This window comes from Streptomyces sp. NPDC005402 (assembly GCF_040606575.1).
In the GTDB taxonomy this organism is placed as follows: Bacteria; Actinomycetota; Actinomycetes; order Streptomycetales; family Streptomycetaceae; genus Streptomyces.
The window spans coordinates 131,549-150,232 of sequence record NZ_JBEXFB010000007.1 but is presented as its reverse complement, the minus strand read 5'-3'; the positions used below and the strand labels follow the sequence as shown (position 1 = coordinate 150,232).

Annotated in this window: 11 protein-coding genes; 6 read left to right on the top strand and 5 right to left on the bottom strand. The window is 71.7% G+C overall.

The annotated features are described in order from the left end of the window. Positions 1–2: 2 nt before the first annotated feature. Together ABZT02_RS15805 and ABZT02_RS15800 are read right to left on the bottom strand one after the other, a co-directional pair. Positions 3–497 (bottom strand): SUKH-3 domain-containing protein, encoded by a 495-nt coding sequence (locus ABZT02_RS15805; protein WP_356018242.1) that lies wholly within the window; start codon positions 495–497, stop codon positions 3–5. Positions 498–652: 155 nt separating this feature from the next. Beyond that, positions 653–1,225, bottom strand: coding sequence for a YwqJ-related putative deaminase (locus tag ABZT02_RS15800; RefSeq protein ID WP_356018239.1), 573 nt, complete (start codon positions 1,223–1,225; stop codon positions 653–655). A 326-nt stretch (positions 1,226–1,551) separates the two neighbouring features. On the opposite strand from ABZT02_RS15800, the gene ABZT02_RS15795 reads away from it, so the two are divergent. The 3 genes from ABZT02_RS15795 to ABZT02_RS15785 all read left to right on the top strand — a co-directional run bounded on the left by ABZT02_RS15795 (position 1,552) and on the right by ABZT02_RS15785 (position 6,752). After that, positions 1,552–2,547: an SMI1/KNR4 family protein gene (locus tag ABZT02_RS15795; RefSeq protein WP_356018237.1), complete on the top strand. Its 996-nt coding sequence runs from the start codon at positions 1,552–1,554 to the stop codon at positions 2,545–2,547. A 9-nt stretch (positions 2,548–2,556) separates the two neighbouring features. Continuing rightward, positions 2,557–5,634: an SUKH-4 family immunity protein gene (locus tag ABZT02_RS15790; RefSeq protein WP_356018235.1), complete on the top strand. Its 3,078-nt coding sequence runs from the start codon at positions 2,557–2,559 to the stop codon at positions 5,632–5,634. A gap of 230 nt (positions 5,635–5,864) precedes the next feature. After that, positions 5,865–6,752, top strand: coding sequence for a cellulose-binding protein (locus ABZT02_RS15785; protein ID WP_356018233.1), 888 nt, complete (start codon positions 5,865–5,867; stop codon positions 6,750–6,752). 270 nt (positions 6,753–7,022) lie between these two features. On the opposite strand, the gene ABZT02_RS15780 is transcribed toward ABZT02_RS15785, so the two are convergent. The 3 genes from ABZT02_RS15780 to ABZT02_RS15770 all read right to left on the bottom strand — a co-directional run bounded on the left by ABZT02_RS15780 (position 7,023) and on the right by ABZT02_RS15770 (position 10,774). Then, positions 7,023–8,630 (bottom strand): cation acetate symporter, encoded by a 1,608-nt coding sequence (locus ABZT02_RS15780; RefSeq protein ID WP_356018230.1) that lies wholly within the window; start codon positions 8,628–8,630, stop codon positions 7,023–7,025. Next, complete coding sequence (locus tag ABZT02_RS15775; RefSeq protein WP_356018228.1) at positions 8,627–9,034, bottom strand: DUF485 domain-containing protein; 408 nt, start codon at positions 9,032–9,034, stop codon at positions 8,627–8,629. Before ABZT02_RS15775 ends, ABZT02_RS15780 begins: the two co-directional genes overlap by 4 nt. A 240-nt stretch (positions 9,035–9,274) precedes the next feature. Further along, the gene (locus tag ABZT02_RS15770) at positions 9,275–10,774 is read right to left on the bottom strand and encodes an MFS transporter (RefSeq protein ID WP_356018225.1); all 1,500 of its coding nucleotides are present in this window, start codon (positions 10,772–10,774) and stop codon (positions 9,275–9,277) included. A 423-nt stretch (positions 10,775–11,197) separates the two neighbouring features. On the opposite strand from ABZT02_RS15770, the gene ABZT02_RS15765 reads away from it, so the two are divergent. The 3 genes from ABZT02_RS15765 (at position 11,198) to mfd (ending at position 18,357) form a co-directional block, all read left to right on the top strand. Further along, positions 11,198–11,986, top strand: a complete 789-nt coding sequence (locus tag ABZT02_RS15765) for an ABC transporter ATP-binding protein (protein ID WP_356018223.1) — start codon at positions 11,198–11,200, stop codon at positions 11,984–11,986. Next, on the top strand, positions 11,983–14,562 hold the full coding sequence (locus tag ABZT02_RS15760; RefSeq protein WP_356018220.1) for an FtsX-like permease family protein: 2,580 nt from the start codon (positions 11,983–11,985) through the stop codon (positions 14,560–14,562). Before ABZT02_RS15765 ends, ABZT02_RS15760 begins: the two co-directional genes overlap by 4 nt. A gap of 264 nt (positions 14,563–14,826) precedes the next feature. Continuing rightward, positions 14,827–18,357 (top strand): transcription-repair coupling factor, encoded by a 3,531-nt coding sequence (gene mfd / locus ABZT02_RS15755; RefSeq protein WP_356018218.1) that lies wholly within the window; start codon positions 14,827–14,829, stop codon positions 18,355–18,357. The last annotated feature ends 327 nt before the right edge of the window (positions 18,358–18,684 follow it).

Here is an 18,684-nt window from a genome sequence, read left to right as displayed (position 1 = left end):
GGTCAGCTCGCGGTGAGGCGGGCGGGTTCGATGCCGGAGAGCAGGGCGGTGAGGGCCTGGTCGGTGTCGGGGCCGAGGTACCAGTCGCCGGTGTGGTCGAGGGCGTAGACGCGGCCCTCGGTGTCGATGGCGAGGAGTGCCTGGGTGTCGGTCTCGGCGCCGAGGGGGCAGACCTCGCTGTCGAGGGCGCGGCCGAGGTCGGCGAGGGTGCGGGCCATGTGGAGGCCGTGCAGGGGGTCGAGGTGGAGGTGGGCGGGGGCGACCTGGCGGCCGGGGCCGGTGGGGGTCAGGTGGAGTCCGCCGAACTCGGCCCAGGCCTCGACGGCGGCGGGGAACACGGCGTGCCGGTGTCCGGCGGGTGAGGTGTGTTCGCGCAGGGCGTCGGCCCAGATCTCGGCCTGTTTTATGTCCCAGCGTCCGGGCTGCCAGCCGGCGGCGCGCAGGGCGGCGTCGACGGGGACGGGGAAGCGGGTGGTGCCGGTGCGGTCGGGGTGCATCTGCCCTTCGCGTTCGTCGAGGTCATGGGCGGGCGCCGGGGTGGTGCGGGGGGCGCCGTCGTGCGGGTGGTTCAGGTGGTGGGGGGTGGTGGGGTGGTTGCGGTCCTTCGGGGGTGGGGTTCGTTCGGGTGGTGGGGGGTCTGGTGGTGGGGGTGTCAGCCGCCGTTCGCTGTCGGGTCGACGATGCGTACGCCGAAGTGGGCGCTGAGGGCGGTGCAGGCGCGGCAGGGGGCGGCGAAGCTGCCGTGCAGCGGGTCGCCGTCCTCGCGGATGCGGCGGGCGGTGAGTTTGGCCTGCTTGAGGGCGCGGCGGGCCTCGCCGTTGGTCATCGGTTTGCGGGCGGCGCGCTTGCTGCGGGCGGCGTCGGCGGCGGCGATGTGCCGCGATATGAGCATGGTCTCGGCGCAGCGGCCGGTGAAGCGGTCCCGGCGGTCGCTGCCGAGGGTGTCGAGGAAGTCCTGGACGAGCGGGTGCAGCGGCGGGGCCTGGTCGCCGCGGGCGGCGGTGGAGGTGAGGGTGGCGCCGCGCACGGAGAGGGCGGCGGCGACCGTGGGCAGTATGCCGTCGCGGCGGTGCCGGAGCGTGGGCGCGTGGGGTCTTTCGGTGCTGCTCCAGCCGATGCGGGGATCGCCGTTGAGGCCGGTGTGCGGGACGGCGTTCGTGCCGGTCGTCGTGCCCGTGTGCGGCCCTGTGTGCGGTCCCGTCTGCGTCGTGTTCATGATCGTCATCCCCTCCCGAGCATCCCCCCGGAGGTCACAGACTGCCAAATGGCGTGGCTGGTGCGGAAGCTGGGGCGGTGCGACACGCCCGGGTTCGGGCGGGCTGTCACGGTGGGGTGACGGCTGGTCACGGAAGCGGATGGGTGCTGGCCGGTGGCCGGTGACCGGTGTCGTCGTACCGCATAGGCTGTCGGCACCGCGATCCAAGTGGTCGCCGCGATGCGCGCGGTTGACGCGTGGAGACGGACGAGACAGTCGATACGGCGCGTGGCGGCCCTGCATTTGTTCAAGGGGTCGCCGCGGGTCGTACCAGAGCGCCGCAGGGGGCTTTCGCCATGACGACAGGTCGGCTCGGGCAACAAGCCGCGCCGCCGAACGCGGCCTATGCCGGGCAGGTCGTGCATTTCCCGGATCCGGTCCGGGCCGCGCGTCATCCCCGAGGGGTGCGGGTGGACGAGCGTGGCTACCCCGACTTCTCGCCCTACGCGCGTGCGGCTGCGGAGATCGCCGAGCCGCCGGAGGGTTTCGGGGTCGACGAACTGCGGTTGACGGACTACGTGTCGGCGAACGCGGCCCTGTCGGCGACGGGTCACGAGTTGTGGGACACGGTGCCGGCGGTGGCGACGCCGCACGGCTGGACGTGGCATCACGTGGTGGGTTCGCGGCGGCTGGAGTTGGTCCCGGTCGAGGTGAAGGCGCTGCTGCGGCATCACGGCGGGATCGCGACGACCCGTGTCGACCAGAACAAGCGGGGGACGCGGCCGTTGCAGGAGACGCGTCCGGCGCATTTCGGGCTGCCGAAGTCGTCGGTGGCGGTGACGGAGTCGCAGGTGCAGGGGGTCGAGGAGGATCTCGGGTACCGGCTGCCGGGCGCGTACCGGTCCTTTCTGAAGGCGGCGGGCGGGTCGGCGCCGGTGGGGGCCGCGCTGGACGCGGAGTTGGGGCTGCTCGTGGACCAGCCGTTCTTCACGGTGCGGGACGAGGCGGCGGTCAACGACCTCGTGTACGTCAACAAGTGCCTGCGGGACCATCTGACGAAGGATTACCTCGGTGTCGGCTTCGTCCAGGGCGGTCTGCTGGCCGTGAAGGTGAAGGGCGAGGGGATCGGTTCGGTCTGGTTCTGCGCCTACGACGACGCGCGCGACGTCGATCCCACGGTGCCGCCGGCGGAGCGGGTGCGGCGGCTGTTGCTGCCGTGCGGTGCGGACTTCGACGTGTTCCTGTCCCGACTGGCCGGTAATCCGCCGGAGTTGGAGACGGTGGCGAACTTGATGGTGGACGGTGGGTTCGCCCGTTCCGTTCCCGTGTCTTCTTCCGTGTCGGGGGAGTGAGCTTCAGCGATGGTGACGTTCGCGCAGGCGCAGGAGCGCGCGGAAGAGTGGATCAACGGGGATGTGCCGTCGTACCAGCATCGTGAGGTGCGGGTGCGGGAGTTCGACCTCGGGTTCGTGGTGTGGGCCGAGGATCGTGCGGAGGGGCCGCGTTCGGACGGGGGCGCGCAGCGGCTGGTGATCGCCCGGGACAGCGGGGAGGCCACGCTGTGGCCCTCGTTGCCGGTGGGTGAGGTCATTCGCCGGTACGAGGAGGAGTACGGGGGCGAGGACGCGGGGGGTTCGTCCGTCGCGCCTGCTGCGTCCCGGGTCGATCTGAACCAGACGTCGTTCCTTCTGTCGCCGCCGGAGTGGTTGCAGGACGCGGCGGACAAGTTGGGGATCGGCGGGGCGGCGGACGGGGATGGGCCTTCCGGGGCGGGTGACGGTTCTTCTGGTTCGGGTGCGGTTCGGTCGGATGACGGTCGGTCGGGTTCGGGTTCGGGTGCCGGTCCGGGTTCGGGTGCCGTGGCGGGGGTGCCGGCCGGGGCGAGGCCGTGGACGGGGACCGACACCAACGGGGGCGAGGACCTGTCCGTGGCGTTGCCGGACACGGTGTTCTCGGCGCCGGTGAGCGATGGCAGTGGTGGTACGGAGGAGGGGGCGGGGGCTTCGTCGGCTTCGGAGGTCTCGGAGTTTTCGGAGGTCGGGGACGTCTCGGAGATCGTGGAGGTCTCTGAGGTCTCTGAGATCTCCGACTCCAGGACCGCGCGGATCTCGGGGGGCGGGCGGTCGTCGTCGTCCGGGGCGCAGGGGGGCGGTGGTACGTCGGGTGCGACTGCCTCGGGTGATCCGGGGGCCGGTGCCGTGCCTTCGTCTGTGCCGGGTGCGTCCTCGTACGGATATCCGCAGGGGGCCGGTGATGGTCCTGAGGCGGGTGTGCCCGGGGCCCCGGGGGCTCCCAGGCCCGCGCCGAGTGCCGGGGACATCGCTGATGTCGCCACCAGCAAGCTGGCGCCTCCGTCACGAGCGGCCGGTGGGCCGACCCCGCCGCCTCCGCCGGGTGCCCCTGGGGTGCCGGGTGCGCAGCCGGGGGGCGTGACTCCGCCGCCCGCTCCTGGTGCGCAGGGTGCCGGGTATGTGCCCACCCAGTTCGTGTCGGCGCCGGGTGTGGAGGGGCCCTCGGGTTCGGGGTCACCGCAGCCGCCGGGCCCGCCGTCGGCCCCTGCCGCACCCACTCCGCCGCCGCCGGGGGGCCCGGGATTCCCGGGTGCTCCGGGTGCGGCCGGCGCGCCTCAGCCTTCTGGCATCCAGGACGCCTCACCGTTCCCGAGTACGGCCGGTGCGCCGGGTGGGTCTGGTGCTTCCGGATTCTCGGGTGCTCCGGGTGCGGCTGGCGCGTCGCAGTCTCCTGGCGGTCCGGGTGCACCACAGTTTGCGAGCGTTCCGGGCGCGCCGGGTGGGTACGGATTCCCGGGTGCCCCCGGGGCGCCGGGTGGGTCCGGCGCTCCGCAGCCGCATGGTGTTCCGGCAACGCCGGGTGCGGCTGGCGCGCCTCAGTCTCCTGGCGCTCAGGGTGCACCGCAGTTCCCGAATGCCCCGGGTGGGTACGGATTCCCGGGCGCCCCGGGTGGGCCCGGCGCTCCCCAGTCCGGCGCCCCCGGCGCACGACAAGGGGTTGGCGCCCCCGGTGTGCCGCAGCCTCCCGGTCCCCCCGGTGTTCCACTGACCGGGTCCGGAGCCGTGCATCACGCGGAAACCGTGTTGTCCTCACCGCCGGTGGGCGGCCCCGGCATGTCTCCGCCGCCGCAAGCTCCCGCTTCTCCCGGTGCTCCGAGCTCCCCCAGCACCCCCGGCCATCCCGGTGTTCCGGGCTCTGCCGATGTCCCCGGAGTGCCCAGCGCCCCCGGGTTCCCCGGTGCCCCTGGAGCCGCTCCGGGCAGCCCTCAGCCGATGCCGCCCGGCACGATGCCGCCCCCGCCTCCGGGTGCCGTACCGTCCCCGGGCCCCGTGCCTCCCGCTGGACAGCCGATGCCGGGACAGCCCGCGCCGGGACAGCCCGCGCCGGGGCAGCCGGCGCCCGGGCACCCCGTCCCCGGTCAGCCCCCGGCCTACGGCTACCCCCAGCAGTCGCAGCCCACGGTGGGGCCCGGGTACCAGGCCGTGCTTCGCTACCGTGCGCAGGACGGGTCGGAGCAGCAGTTGATCCGGCGGTCGGCGCCGGGGATGCCGCACCCGGAGTGGCAGATCTTCCACGAGCTGCGCGGCATGAACGTACCCCCGGACCAAGTGCTGGAGCTCCACACCGAGTTGGAGTCCTGCGAGCTGCCGGGGGCGTACTGCGCGCGGATGATCCGGGAGCAGTGGCCGCAGGCGCGGATCGCGAGCATCGCGCCGTATGGGACGGATCACGCGAGCCGGCAGCAAGGTATGCAGCAACTGCTGGCGCACCAGGGCGAGTTGCACCAGGTGGCCGACGGTCCGGCGCGTCCGGCGCCCGTACGCGCCCCCCTGCCCCCGGTCCAGGCCGTGCCGCCGGTTCCGCCGGAGGGTGTGGCGCAGGAGCTGGCGGGGGCTTTCGGGCCGGGGATCTTCCGGTTCGAGCAGGTCGCGGTGGACCGCCAGGGCGTGCCGCCGGTCGTCGCGCACTCGCTGGTCGTGGCGGGGTTGCCGTTGGACATGGGCCCGTTCTTCTGGGCGCAGGCCCAGCCGGGGCGACCGGTGCCGACGCTGGCCGAGTTGGCGGCCGAGCGCGGGGTGCAGCCGGCCTCGGACGCGGGCTCGTACCTCGTCATGGGCAGCGACTTCGGCAAGGCGATCTGTGTGCAGTACGGCACCGCGAACATCGTCGCCGTACCCGTGGAGGCCGGCCCGGGCGGTGCGCCCGTACCGCCGCAGTTCGTGAACACGGGTCTGCCCGAGTTCCAGCGCTGTCTGGCACTGCTCGGCCGGATGTGGCGGCTTCGCTTCGGCCTGAACCAGGAGCAGGCGGGCCGTTGGACCGTCGACTTCCAGGCCCAGCTGGCCGCACTCGACCCGGCGGCGCTGGGTTCGCCGGAGAGCTGGTGGTCGGTGTTGCTCGAACAGATGTGGGACGGGCTGCTGTGATCCCCCGCATGTCCCCCCGCCGCCGCTGATCCACGCGCGCGTGAAGGGCCGGACCTGGTCGTGTGACCAGGTCCGGCCCTTTTTCGCGCGCACCCGATGACGTGACGATCCGTGACGACAGCGGCTGTGTGCGGAGTGTCGCGTTATGAACATTTCCGTCCGATACATCAAGATGTGCGCGAAATCATGATTTCGCGCCCGTTCGGGTCGTCGGCGAGAGGGGTTCCAGGATGAGCAGCGCACCGGTGTCGCCCCCGGGGTTCGTGGCCGTACGGGGGCGCGGTTACCGCCCCGAACAGGTCGACGCGTACGCCGCCGCCCTGTCCCGGGACCGTGACGCCGCCTGGGAACGAGCCGCCCGGCTCACCGTGCTCGCCAGGGAGATGGAGGCCGACGCGGTGCGGCTGCGGGAGGTCGTGGCGGAGCTGGTCCCGCAGTCGTACGAAGCCCTCGGGGAGGGAGCCCGGCGACTCTTCGAGATGGGGGAGGAGGAGGCCGAGGCCGTCCGGGAGAGGGCGCGGCAGGAGGCGCAGCGCCTCGCGGACGAGGCCCGGGCGCACGCCGACGGCGTACAGAATGCCGCACAGGCGCACGCCGACACCGTGCGCGCCGAGGCTGACGAACGCGCCCGTCAGCGGCTGCTCGCCGCGCGCGCCGAGGCCGACGAGATCCGGGTCGCCGCCCGGCGTGAGGTGAAACAGGGGCGCGGGGAGGCGCTGGCGGTGTTGCGCGACGTACGCCAGCGCACCATCGCGATGCTCGCGGAGCAGGCCAGGGAGCAGGCGGAGCGGTGGGCCGAGGTGGAGCGGGCCGAGGAGAAGCGGGTGGCCGAGGCGGACGCGCGGTGCGCCGAACGGGTGGCGCGGGCGGAGGAGGCCCTGTCGGAGGCGAAACGGGGGTTCGCGGAGGCGGAGGCGTCGGTGGGGCAGCACGAGGAGGACGCACGCGCGCGTGCGGCGGAGATCCTTGCCGAGGCGCGGGGCGAGGAGGAGCGGATCGCCCGGGAGACGGAACGGGTGCTGCGGGAGCACGTCGAGCGCTGGGACGCGGTCCAGGCCGAGATGGACCACGTGCGCAGTAGTCTGACGGCGCTGACGGGGAGGGCGGCGACGGAGTGACAGCCGGGCCGGCCAGGCCAGGCCAGGCAGGTCGGCGGGGGTGACCGGAGTGGCTGGGCCAGGGCAGCTGGAGCAGCGGCGCGGGCCTGATGCCGCCCGCCCACACCCACCCAGGGGCGCGGGGGAACCGCGCGACCAGCCCTCCACCGACCCGGGCCCTACAGACGTCCCCGTCTCACCCCCCACCCCTCCACCGACCCGGGCCCTACAGACGTCCCCGTCTCACCCTCCACCCCTACTACCGACCCGCGCCCGACAGGCGACCCCGGCTCACCCCCGCCGCACGGCCCCCGCCAGAATCCACCCCTCCACCGCCTCGTACTGCTTGCGCTGCTCCTCCGTCTTCCGCCGCCCCGAGACCACCGTGCCCAGCCAGCCGAACAGGAAGCCCGCCGGGACGGACACCAGGCCGGTCGTCGTGAACGGCAGCCAGTTGAAGTCGGCCTCGGGGAAGGCGGACACGGGTGACCCGGAGACGAGATTCGTGCCCGGCATCAGCGCCAGCACTGTGACCGTGCCGCCGATCAGCGTGCAGAGCAGCCCCGTTCGGGTGTAGCGCCGCCAGAAGAGGGTGTAGACGAGCGCGGGGGCCAGTGCGGAGGCGCCGACGCAGAAGGACAGGATCACCAGCGGCTGCAGACTGCGGTGCTGGATCAGCGTCGCGAGGAGGATCGTGGGGACGCCGACCGCCAGCGCGGACACCCGGGCCAGCAGGATCTCGCGCTGCGGCGGCATCGACGGCGCGCGGGCGGCGAACACGTCGTGGGCGAGGGAGTTGGCGCAGGCGAGGATCATCCCGGCGACGGAGGCGAGCAGGGTGAGGAAGAGTGCCGTGGTGACCGTGGTGAAGAGAAACGTCTCCCCGGTCGACACGTCGGGTCCGAACACCGCCCGGGAGCCCAGCAGATAGGCCGTGTTGCCCTGCGGATCCGCCTCCGCGATCACCGTCCGCCCGATCATCGCCGTCGCTCCGACCCCGACGACCGTGATGACCAGGACGAACACGGCCACCGCGGACACCGCCCAGGACATCGAACGCCGTACCTGACGGGCGCTGGAGGCGGTGTACATGCGCATGGTGACGTGCGGCAGACACGCCCCGCCGATGACGACCGCGAGCTGTGAGGTGATCATGTCGAGGCGCGGATACGGCCCGCCCGCGAACTCCAGCCCGGACCGCAGGAAGTCCTGCCCCACCCCGCTCTGCCGGGCCGCCGTGTCGAACAGCGCACCCGGGTTCCAGGAGAACCGGTTCATCACCAGTACGGCCACCACGGCGCCCGAGCCGAGCAGCATGACGATCTTCAGGATCTGGATGAGGGCGGTGCCCTTCATGCCGCCGATGGCCGCGTAGCTGATCATCAGGATGCCCAGACCGATGATGAAGCCGGTCTTCAGCGAGTCGCCGGAGAACCCGAGGATGAACGCCAGCAGTTGGCCGGCGCCGGCGAGCTGCACCAGCATCAGCGGCAGCAGCGCGGCGAGGGTGACCAGGCACGCGGCGACGCGTACCGCACGTCCCGGCATCCGGCGCGCCAGCGCGTCGCCCATGGTGAACCGGCCCGCGTTGCGCAGGGGTTCGGCCAGCAGGAACATCAGCAGCATCAGCGACAGGACGGTGCTGAGCGCGAGGACGATGCCGTCGTAGCCGCACAGGGCGATGACGCCGCCCGTACCGAGCACGGTCGCCGCGGAGATGTAGTCGCCCGCGATGGCGAGGCCGTTGCGCATCGCGGACAGGGAGCTGTAGCCGGTGTAGAACTCGTCGAGGTCGTCGCCGTCCGGGCCGGTCATCACGCACAGCAGGAGGGTGACGGTGGCGACGGCGGAGAACGCCACCAGGCTCATCGCCTGCGCGGAGTCGCTGAAGCCGGTCATCGGGCCGCCGCCCCTCGCCTGGCGTCCACCTCGGACTGCTTGCGGATGCGGTCCGCGAGCGGGTCGACGTAGCGGCGCGCGGTGTGCTCGTACACGGCGATCGCCAGCCAGGTGACGGGCAGTTGGAGCAGGGCGAGGAGCAGTCCTGTGGGCAGTCCGTCGGTGACGCTGCTCGCCATGAAGGACGGCGCGTACGCGGACAGGACGAGGAAGAGCGTGAAGTAGCCGAGCGCGGTGAGTGTGGCGGTGCGCCGCTGCCAGCGGTAGGCGCCGCGCAGGATCCGCAGGTCGCTGTGGTGGCCGAGCGGGGAGCGGTGGCGTGGGTGGTGGGCGGCCGGTTCGGGCGGCGGTGCGGGTGGTTGCCAGGGGTAGGTGGGATACGGCTGCGACGGGTCGTAGGACATCCCGTGCTCCTTGCGTGGCTCGGGCCCGGCGTGGCGGACCGCAGGGAGTTGGGGGGTGGGCGGGGGAGCGGAGCCCCGCACGTTACTCGTCGGTTCGACGTTGCACAGCCCTTTTGACAAACTGATCGGTCGGTATGCGCTTACTTCTCTGACCTGCGGTGTTACCCCCGTTAACTCAGACTTTTGGGCTCACCGGAGCGTGCTCGGTCCCTCACTTCGGGTGCACGGGGCGCCCGTTGTTCACTGCTCCTCGATCACCGGAAACCTCCGCGGCGCCAGCACCAGCAGCACCCCGAACGCCAGGGCCGCCGCGCACCCCGCGCCCACGTACACCGCGTGCACCGCGTCCGCGATGGCGGCGCGGGTCGCCTCCGGGGCCGTACCCGCGTCCAGCGCGCGCGTGACGGAGTCGAGGTCGCTCGCGCCGCCCAGGCGGCTCGCCAGGACGCCGTTGGCCACGGCTCCGAAGACCGCCGCGCCCACCGTCTGGCCGGTCTGGCGGCAGAAGAGGACGGACGCGGTCGTCGTGCCGCGTTCCGCCCAGCCGACCGTCGACTGGACCCCGACGATCAGGGGGAGTTGGAACAGGCCCAGCGCGGCGCCCAGGAGCAGCATCAGCAGGGTGGGCTGCCAGGCCGCGCCCGGGTAGGGGAGGAGGGGGAAGGCGAACAGGATCAGGGTGGCCGCTCCGATGCCCAGCATCGCCGTGTGGCGAAAACCGATGCGCCGGTAGACGTGCTGACTCAGGGCCGCCGACACCGGCCAGCTCAACGTCCATACGGACAGCACGAATCCGGCGGCGACCGGGGCGAGGCCGAGCACCGACTGGGCGTACGTCGGCAGGAAGACCGTGGGGGCCACCATGAGGAGTCCCAGGGCGCCGAGGGCCAGGTTCACCGCGGCGATCGTGCGGCGGCGCCAGACCCAGCCGGGGATGATCGGCTCCGCCGCCCGGCGTTCGATCAGGATCACGGCGGCCACCAGGGCAAGTCCCGTGCCGAACAGGGCCAGTGACGGCCACGACAGCCACGGCCAGGCCACCCCGCCCTGCACGAGCGCCGTCAGCAGTACGCCCCCGCACGCGAACACCGCGAGCGCGCCCGCCCAGTCGACACGCGCACGCGTGGAGGGCGCTTCCCGGACCGGCTCGTGCAGATACCGCGCGATCAGCCACAGCGCGGCCGCCCCGATCGGCAGGTTGACCAGGAAGATCCACCGCCAGCCCGCGTAGGCGGCGAGCACCCCGCCGATCCCCGGCCCCGCGACCGCCGCCACCGCCCACACCGTGGACAGCCTGGCCTGGATCTTCGGGCGTTCCGCCAGCGGGTACAGGTCGGCGGCGAGCGTCTGGACCGTGCCCTGAAGAGCTCCGCCGCCGAGCCCTTGGACGATCCGGAAAGCGATCAGCGCCCCCATGTTCCACGCCAGCGAGCACAACAGCGAGCCGAGCAGGAACAGTGCCGCGCCCACGATCAGCACCGGCTTGCGCCCGAAGGTGTCGGACAGCTTGCCGTACACCGGCAGCGTCACCGTCACGGCCAGCAGATAGCCCGAGAACAGCCAGGAGAAGACCGAGAAGCCGCCCAGGTCGCCGACGATCTGCGGGACCGCCGTGGAGACGATGGTGGCGTCCAGGGCCGCGAGCGCCATCGCGAGCATCAGGGCCGCTACGACGGCCCCGCGCCGGTGCGTGGAAACGTGCCGCGCGGACTCGCGTATCGACGGCTTCGTGTCGTCCACGCGGATTCCTTCCCCCTGCATCTATCTGCCGGCGACCACTCTCCCACTTGACCCTCACGCGGCGGCAGGGTGCAGGCTCGGCGCACCGGAGGGTGGAGCCGACCCCTAGATCGCCTCCACCCGACGGTGGACTGCCCCTAGGGGTACCTCCGTACTACGGCTGGGGGAGGGTTCGTACCGTCGGAGGAGGAGAAGAGCCGGGGTCCGTCCTTAACCTGGCTTTACGCCGCTGGGGAGCGGTGGGGGAGGGGCGACCGGATCGACGGGGGTGGGGTTTTCCCCCGTAGAAGAGGGTGCTGAGCACCAGCGCGCCGGACCGTCCCGCGGACCAGACTGAACGCCGTACCAAGCACAGGCACCAGCACCTACCGAACGCCGGGCGGTCCCGGCGGCTCATTGGCTGACCGATATAGGAGACATACCGTGACATCGGCTGTAACCATCACCAGGCACGGGGGCACTGGCGGGCGTACGGCCGTTGCCGCGCGGGCTCGGCAGGTCGTCAAGGCGTACGGGTCCGGGGAGACCCGGGTCGTCGCCCTCGACCATGTGGACGTGGACATCGCTCGCGGACAGTTCACCGCGATCATGGGCCCCTCGGGGTCCGGCAAGTCCACCCTCATGCACTGCCTCGCCGGTCTCGACACCGTGACGAGCGGTCAGATCCATCTGGACGACACCGAGATCACCGGCCTCAAGGACAAGAAGCTCACGCAACTGCGCCGGGACCGGGTCGGGTTCATCTTCCAGGCGTTCAACCTGCTTCCGACGCTCAACGCGCTCGAGAACATCACGCTGCCCATGGACATCGCCGGGCGCAAACCGGACAAGCAGTGGCTCGCGCGGGTGGTCGACACCGTGGGGCTCTCGGACAGGCTCAAGCACCGGCCCACCCAGCTCTCCGGCGGCCAGCAGCAGCGCGTCGCCGTGGCCCGCGCCCTGGCCGCCCGGCCCGAGATCATCTTCGGTGACGAGCCGACCGGAAACCTCGACTCCCGCGCGGGCGCCGAGGTGCTGGGATTCCTGCGCAAGTCCGTCGACGAGCTCGGGCAGACCATCGTGATCGTCACGCACGACCCGGTGGCCGCCTCGTACGCGGACCGGGTGCTGTACCTCGCCGACGGCCGGATCGTCGACGAGATGTACAAGCCGACCGCGGAGGCCGTCCTGGACCGCATGAAGGACTTCGACGCCCGGGGGCGCACGTCATGACCGTCATGAAGACCTCCATGCGCAACTTCTTCGCGCACAAGGGACGCATGGCCCTGTCGGCCGTCGCGGTCCTGCTGTCGGTCGCCTTCGTCTGCGGGACGCTGGTGTTCACCGACACGATGAACACCACCTTCGACAAGCTCTTCGCGGCCACGTCCTCGGACGTGACGGTGAGCGCCAAGGGCGCCTCCGACAGCGGTGAGACCACCTCCGACAACGGCAAGCCGCCGGTCATGCCGGCCTCGGTGCTGACGAAGGTGCGCGAGGCGCAGGGCGTGAAGGTGGCGGAGGGGACCGTCTTCTCGACCTCGGTGACCGTGGTGGACGCCGACAAGGACAGCCTCTCGCCGTCCGGCGGCGGCCCGACCATCGTCGGCAGCTGGAACGGCAACGACGCCCGGACCATGAAGGTCACCTCCGGTACGGCGCCGAAGAACTCGGGCCAGGTCATGGTCGACCAGGACACCGTCGACAAGCACCACCTGAAGCTCGGCGACGAGATCGGCGTCATCAGCGCGGTCGGCACGCACACCGCGAAGATCTCCGGTGTCGCCGAGTTCCAGGTCACCAACCCCGGCGCTGCGATCTTCTACCTGGACACCAGGACCGCCCAGCAGACGCTCGTCGGCGAGCCGAACGTGTTCACGAACGTCAACGTCACGGCCGCGGCCGGGGTCACCGACGCACAGCTCAAGAAGAACGTCGCCGCCGAACTCGGCGGCACCTACAAGGTGCAGACGGCCAAGGAGACCGCCGACGCCAACCAGAAGGACGTCGAAGGCTTCATGAACGTCATGAAGTACGCGATGCTCGGCTTCGCCGGGATCGCCTTCCTCGTCGGCATCTTCCTGATCATCAACACCTTCTCGATGCTGGTCGCCCAGCGCACCCGGGAGATCGGCCTGATGCGGGCGATCGGGTCCTCGCGCAAGCAGGTCAACGGGTCCGTGCTGGTCGAGGCGCTCCTCCTGGGCGTCTTCGGGTCGGTGCTCGGGGTCGGCGCGGGCGTCGGGCTCGCGGTCGGGCTGATGAAGCTCATGGGCTCCATGGGCATGAACCTGTCGACCAGCGATCTGACGGTCGCCTGGACGACTCCCCTGGTCGGCCTGCTGCTCGGCGTGGTCGTCACCGTCCTGGCCGCCTGGCTGCCGGCCCGCCGCGCGGGCAAGGTCTCGCCGATGGCCGCCCTGCGCGACGCCGGTGCCCCCGCGGACGCCAAGGCGGGCCGCGTACGGGCCCTGGTGGGCACGCTCCTGACCGGCGGCGGCGCTTACGCGCTCTACCTCGCCGCCGCGGCCGACAAGGCCAAGGAGGGCTCCTCGTGGCTCGCCCTCGGCGTGGTGCTCTCCCTGATCGGCTTCGTCGTGATCGGCCCGCTCCTGGCGGGCGGCGTGGTGCGCGTCCTGGGCGCGGTCGTCCTCAGGGTGTTCGGCCCGGTCGGCCGCATGGCCGAGCGCAACGCCCTGCGCAACCCGCGCCGTACCGGAGCCACGGGCGCCGCCCTGATGATCGGCCTCGCGCTGGTCGCCTGTCTGTCGGTCGTCGGCTCCTCCATGGTCGCCTCGGCCACGGACGAACTCGACAAGACGGTCGGCACGGACTTCATCGTCCAGTCCGACAGCGGACAGATGGTCACGCCGGCGGCCGTGAAGGCCGTGAAGGCCACGCCGGGGCTCGAGCAGATCACCGAGTACAAGAGCACGGAGGCCGACTACACGACCCCCGACGGCAAGACGCTCAAGGACACCGACATCACGGCGGCCGATCCGACGTACGCGACCGTCCTGCGTACCAAGACGGTCGCCGGCAAGCTCGCCGACGCCTACCGGCCCGACTCGATGTCCGTGCACGACAAGTTCGCCAAGGCGCACGGCATCCACCTCGGGTCGAAGATCAAGGTCGCCTTCAAGGACGGCGCGACCGCGAACCTGACGGTGCGGGCCATCACGAGCAGCGAGGGACTCATCGACGCGGGCTCGAAGTACATCTCCACCGCCACCCTCGCCAAGTACGTCCCGGCCGACAAGATGCCGCTCGACCAGCTGGTCTTCGCCAACGCCAAGGACGGGCAGCAGGACACCGCGTACAAGTCGCTGAAGTCGGCGCTGCACGACTATCCGCAGTACACCGTGCGGGACCAGACCGACTACAAGGAAGCGTTCAAGGACCAGATCGGGCAGCTCCTGAACATGATCTACGGCCTGCTGGCCCTCGCGATCATCGTCGCGATCCTCGGTGTCGTGAACACCCTGGCGCTCTCGGTGGTCGAGCGGACCCGGGAGATCGGCCTCATGCGGGCGATCGGCCTCTCGCGGCGCCAGCTGCGGCGGATGATCCGCATGGAGTCTGTGGTGATCGCGCTCTTCGGCGCACTGCTCGGGCTGGGGCTGGGCATGGGCTGGGGCGCCACCGCCCAGAAGCTCCTCGCCCTGCAGGGCCTGAAGGTCCTGGAGATCCCCTGGCCGACGATCATCGCGGTCTTCGTCGGATCGGCCTTCGTGGGCCTGTTCGCCGCCCTGATCCCGGCGTTCCGGGCGGGCCGGATGAACGTCCTGAAGGCGATCGCGACCGAGTAGCCACCACGGACGGGGGAACGGGCCCGGCGCCGAGGAGTCACGGGGGACTTCTCGGCGCCGGGTTCTTCGCTGTCCACGGGAGCCTGCGGGGTGCCCGCGGGTGCTTCGCCGTCCATAGGGCACCCGGGGGTGAGGCGGGGTTGTCCACAGGCTCCGACGGCCGGGCCGACGCCGTCGTAGGCTGGAGACCCCCCGGCCCTTCGTTGCGTCGGGCCCTTCGCGTTGCCCACTCCCCGCAAACCCCCCGGACGAAAGCCGCCCAGAATGAGCCTGCACGGTCTGCTCGACGCCGTCGTCAAAGACCCCGCCCTCGCGGAAGCGATCACGGCGGCCCAGGACGGCAACCGCATGCACGTCGACCTGGTCGGCCCCCCGGCGGCCCGCCCCTTCGCGATCGCCGCCCTCGCGCGTGAGGCCGGCCGTCCCGTCCTCGCGGTGACGGCGACGGGCCGTGAGGCGGAGGACCTGGCCGCCGCCCTGCGCTCCCTGCTCCCCTCGGAAGGGGTCGTGGAGTACCCGTCCTGGGAGACCCTCCCGCACGAGCGGCTCAGCCCCCGCTCCGACACCGTCGGCCGTCGGCTGGCCGTCCTGCGCCGCCTGGCCCACCCGCGCCCCGACGACCCCGAGACCGGCCCGGTCTCCGTGGTCGTCGCACCCGTACGATCCGTGCTCCAGCCGCAGGTCAAGGGCCTCGGCGACCTGGAACCGGTGGCCCTGCGCACCGGCCAGACCGCCGACCTGAACGCGATCGTGGAAGCCCTCGCCGCCGCCGCGTACGCGCGCGTGGAGCTCGTCGAGAAGCGCGGCGAGTTCGCCGTACGAGGTGGCATCCTCGACGTCTTCCCGCCCACCGAGGAACACCCCCTGCGCGTCGAGTTCTGGGGCGACGACGTCGAGGAGATCCGCTACTTCAAGGTCGCCGACCAGCGCTCCCTGGAGGTCGCCGACCACGGCCTGTGGGCCCCGCCCTGCCGCGAACTGCTCCTGACGGACGACGTCCGCGCCCGCGCGCGTGCCCTCGCCGACGAGCACCCCGAGCTCGGTGAACTGCTCGGCAGGATCGCCGAGGGGATCGCCGTGGAGGGCATGGAGTCCCTGGCTCCCGTCCTCGTCGACGACATGGAGCTCCTGATCGACGTCCTGCCCAAGGGCTCCATGGCCGTGGTGTGCGATCCGGAGCGGGTGCGCACGCGTGCCTCCGACCTCGTGGCCACCTCGCAGGAGTTCCTGCAGGCGTCCTGGGCGGCCACCGCGGGCGGCGGCGAGGCGCCCATCGACGTCGGCGCGGCCTCCCTGTGGTCCATCGCCGACGTCCGTGACCGCGCGCGCGAACTGGACATGATGTGGTGGTCGGTGTCGCCGTTCGCCGCGGATCTCGAACTGGAGGCGGACACCCTCAAGCTCGGCATGCACGCGCCCGAGACCTACCGCGGTGACACCGCCAAGGCGCTCGCCGACACCAAGGGCTGGCTCGCCGACGGCTGGCGCGCGGTCTTCGTGACCGAGGCGCACGGCCCCGCGGCCCGTACCGTCGAGGTGCTGGGCGGCGAGGGCATCGCGGCCCGCCTGGACGCGGAGCTCGCGTCCCTGAGCCCGTCCGTCGTGCACGTGGCGTGCGGCTCCATCGAGTACGGCTTCGTGGACCCGGCGCTGAGACTCGCCGTCCTGACCGAGACCGACCTGACCGGGCAGAAGGCGGCCGGCAAGGACGGCGCCCGGATGCCCGCGCGGCGCCGCAAGACGATCGACCCGCTCACCCTGGAGGCGGGCGACTACATCGTCCACGAACAGCACGGCGTCGGCCGCTACATCGAAATGGTCCAGCGGACCGTGCAGGGCGCCACGCGCGAGTACCTCGTCGTCGAGTACGCCCCCGCCAAGCGCGGCCAGCCCGGGGACCGGCTCTACATCCCCACCGACCAGCTGGAGCAGATCACCAAGTACGTCGGCGGCGAGGCCCCCACGCTGCACCGGCTCGGCGGCGCCGACTGGACCAAGACCAAGGCGCGCGCGAAGAAGGCCGTCAAGGAGATCGCCGCCGACCTGATCAAGCTGTACAGCGCGCGGATGGCGGCCCCCGGGCACGCGTTCGGCGCGGACACCCCCTGGCAGCGTGAACTGGAGGACGCCTTCCCGTACGCGGAGACGCCCGACCAGCTCACCACCATCTCCGAGGTCAAGGAGGACATGGAGAAGTCGATCCCCATGGACCGCCTGGTCTGCGGCGACGTCGGCTACGGCAAGACCGAGATCGCGGTCAGGGCCGCCTTCAAGGCCGTGCAGGACGGCAAGCAGGTGGCCGTCCTCGTGCCGACGACCCTGCTGGTGCAGCAGCACTTCGGGACGTTCAGCGAGCGGTACTCCCAGTTCCCGGTGGTCGTGAAGGCGCTCAGCCGCTTCCAGTCCGACACCGAGGCGAAGGCCGTCCTGGAGGGGCTGCGCGAGGGCTCGGTGGACGTCGTCATCGGCACCCACCGGCTGTTCTCCTCGGAGACCAAGTTCAAGGACCTCGGCCTGGTCATCGTCGACGAGGAGCAGCGCTTCGGCGTCGAGCACAAGGAGCAGCTGAAGAAGCTCCGCGCCAACGTCGACGTGCTGACCATGTCCGCCACCCCCATCCCGCGCACCCTGGAGATGGCGGTCACCGGCATCCGCGAGATGTCGACGATCACCACGCCCCCGGAGGAGCGCCACCCGGTGCTCACCTTCGTCGGGCCGTACGAAGAGAGGCAGATCGGCGCGGCCATCCGCCGTGAACTGCTGCGCGAGGGCCAGGTCTTCTACATCCACAACCGGGTCGAGTCGATCGACCGGGCGGCTTCGCGCCTGCGTGAGATCGTCCCCGAGGCGCGCATCGCCACCGCGCACGGCCAGATGTCGGAGCAGGCCCTCGAACAGGTCGTCGTCGACTTCTGGGAGAAGAAGTTCGACGTGCTCGTGTCGACCACGATCGTCGAGTCGGGCATCGACATCTCCAACGCGAACACGCTGATCGTGGAGCGCGGCGACAACTTCGGCCTGTCCCAGCTGCACCAGCTGCGCGGCCGGGTGGGCCGTGGCCGCGAGCGCGGCTACGCGTACTTCCTGTACCCGCCGGAGAAGCCGCTGACGGAGACGGCGCACGAACGCCTGGCGACGATCGCCCAGCACACGGAGATGGGCGCGGGCATGTACGTCGCGATGAAGGACCTGGAGATCCGCGGCGCGGGCAACCTCCTCGGCGGCGAACAGTCCGGGCACATCGCGGGCGTCGGCTTCGACCTGTACGTCCGCATGGTCGGCGAGGCCGTCGCGGACTACCGGGCCTCCCTGGAGGGCGGTGTCGAGGAGGAGCCGCCGCTGGAGGTCAAGATCGAGCTCCCGGTCGACGCCCACGTCCCGCACGACTACGCGCCGGGCGAGCGGCTGCGCCTGCAGGCCTACCGCGCGATCGCCTCGGTGAACACCGAGGAGGACATCAAGGCCGTACGCGAGGAACTCGTCGACCGCTACGGCAAGTTGCCCGAGCCGGTGGAGAACCTGCTCCTGGTGGCGGGACTTCGGATGCTCGCCCGCGCGTGTGGCGTCGGCGAGGTCGTCCTCCAGGGCACCAACATCCGCTTCGCCCCGGTGGAGTTGCGGGAGTCGCAGGAGTTGCGACTCAAGCGGCTCTATCCGGGCACCGTCATCAAGCCGGCCGCGCACCAGGTGCTGGTGCCGCGCCCCAAGACCGCGAAGGTCGGCGGAAAGCCGGTGGTCGGGCGGGAGTTGCTCGGCTGGGTGGGGGAGTTCTTGACGTCGATCCTGGGGTCGTGACGGGTCTTGACGGGTTCGTGACGGGTCTTGACGAGGTCGTGACGGAGCCTCGACGGGCGGAGTCGGGGCCGGGCGCCGGTTGCGTGGATCTGATGGGGGAGCGACCCGCGGTCGGGCCCGTGGGTCGCCCGGTTGGGCCGTGGGCCGTGCGTGTGGGCCGGTGGGCTCAGGCAGGGGTGTCGCGGCCACCGGTTGTGCACGTGAGGTGACGGGCTGGGACGAGGGCACGGCGGCCGCCGGTGGGCTGACGCGGGTCCTTCGGGGCCGCCGGCCGTTCGTGGGTGCCGGTGAGTCGACGCGAGGGCGTCGCGCCCGCCCGGTCGCCCG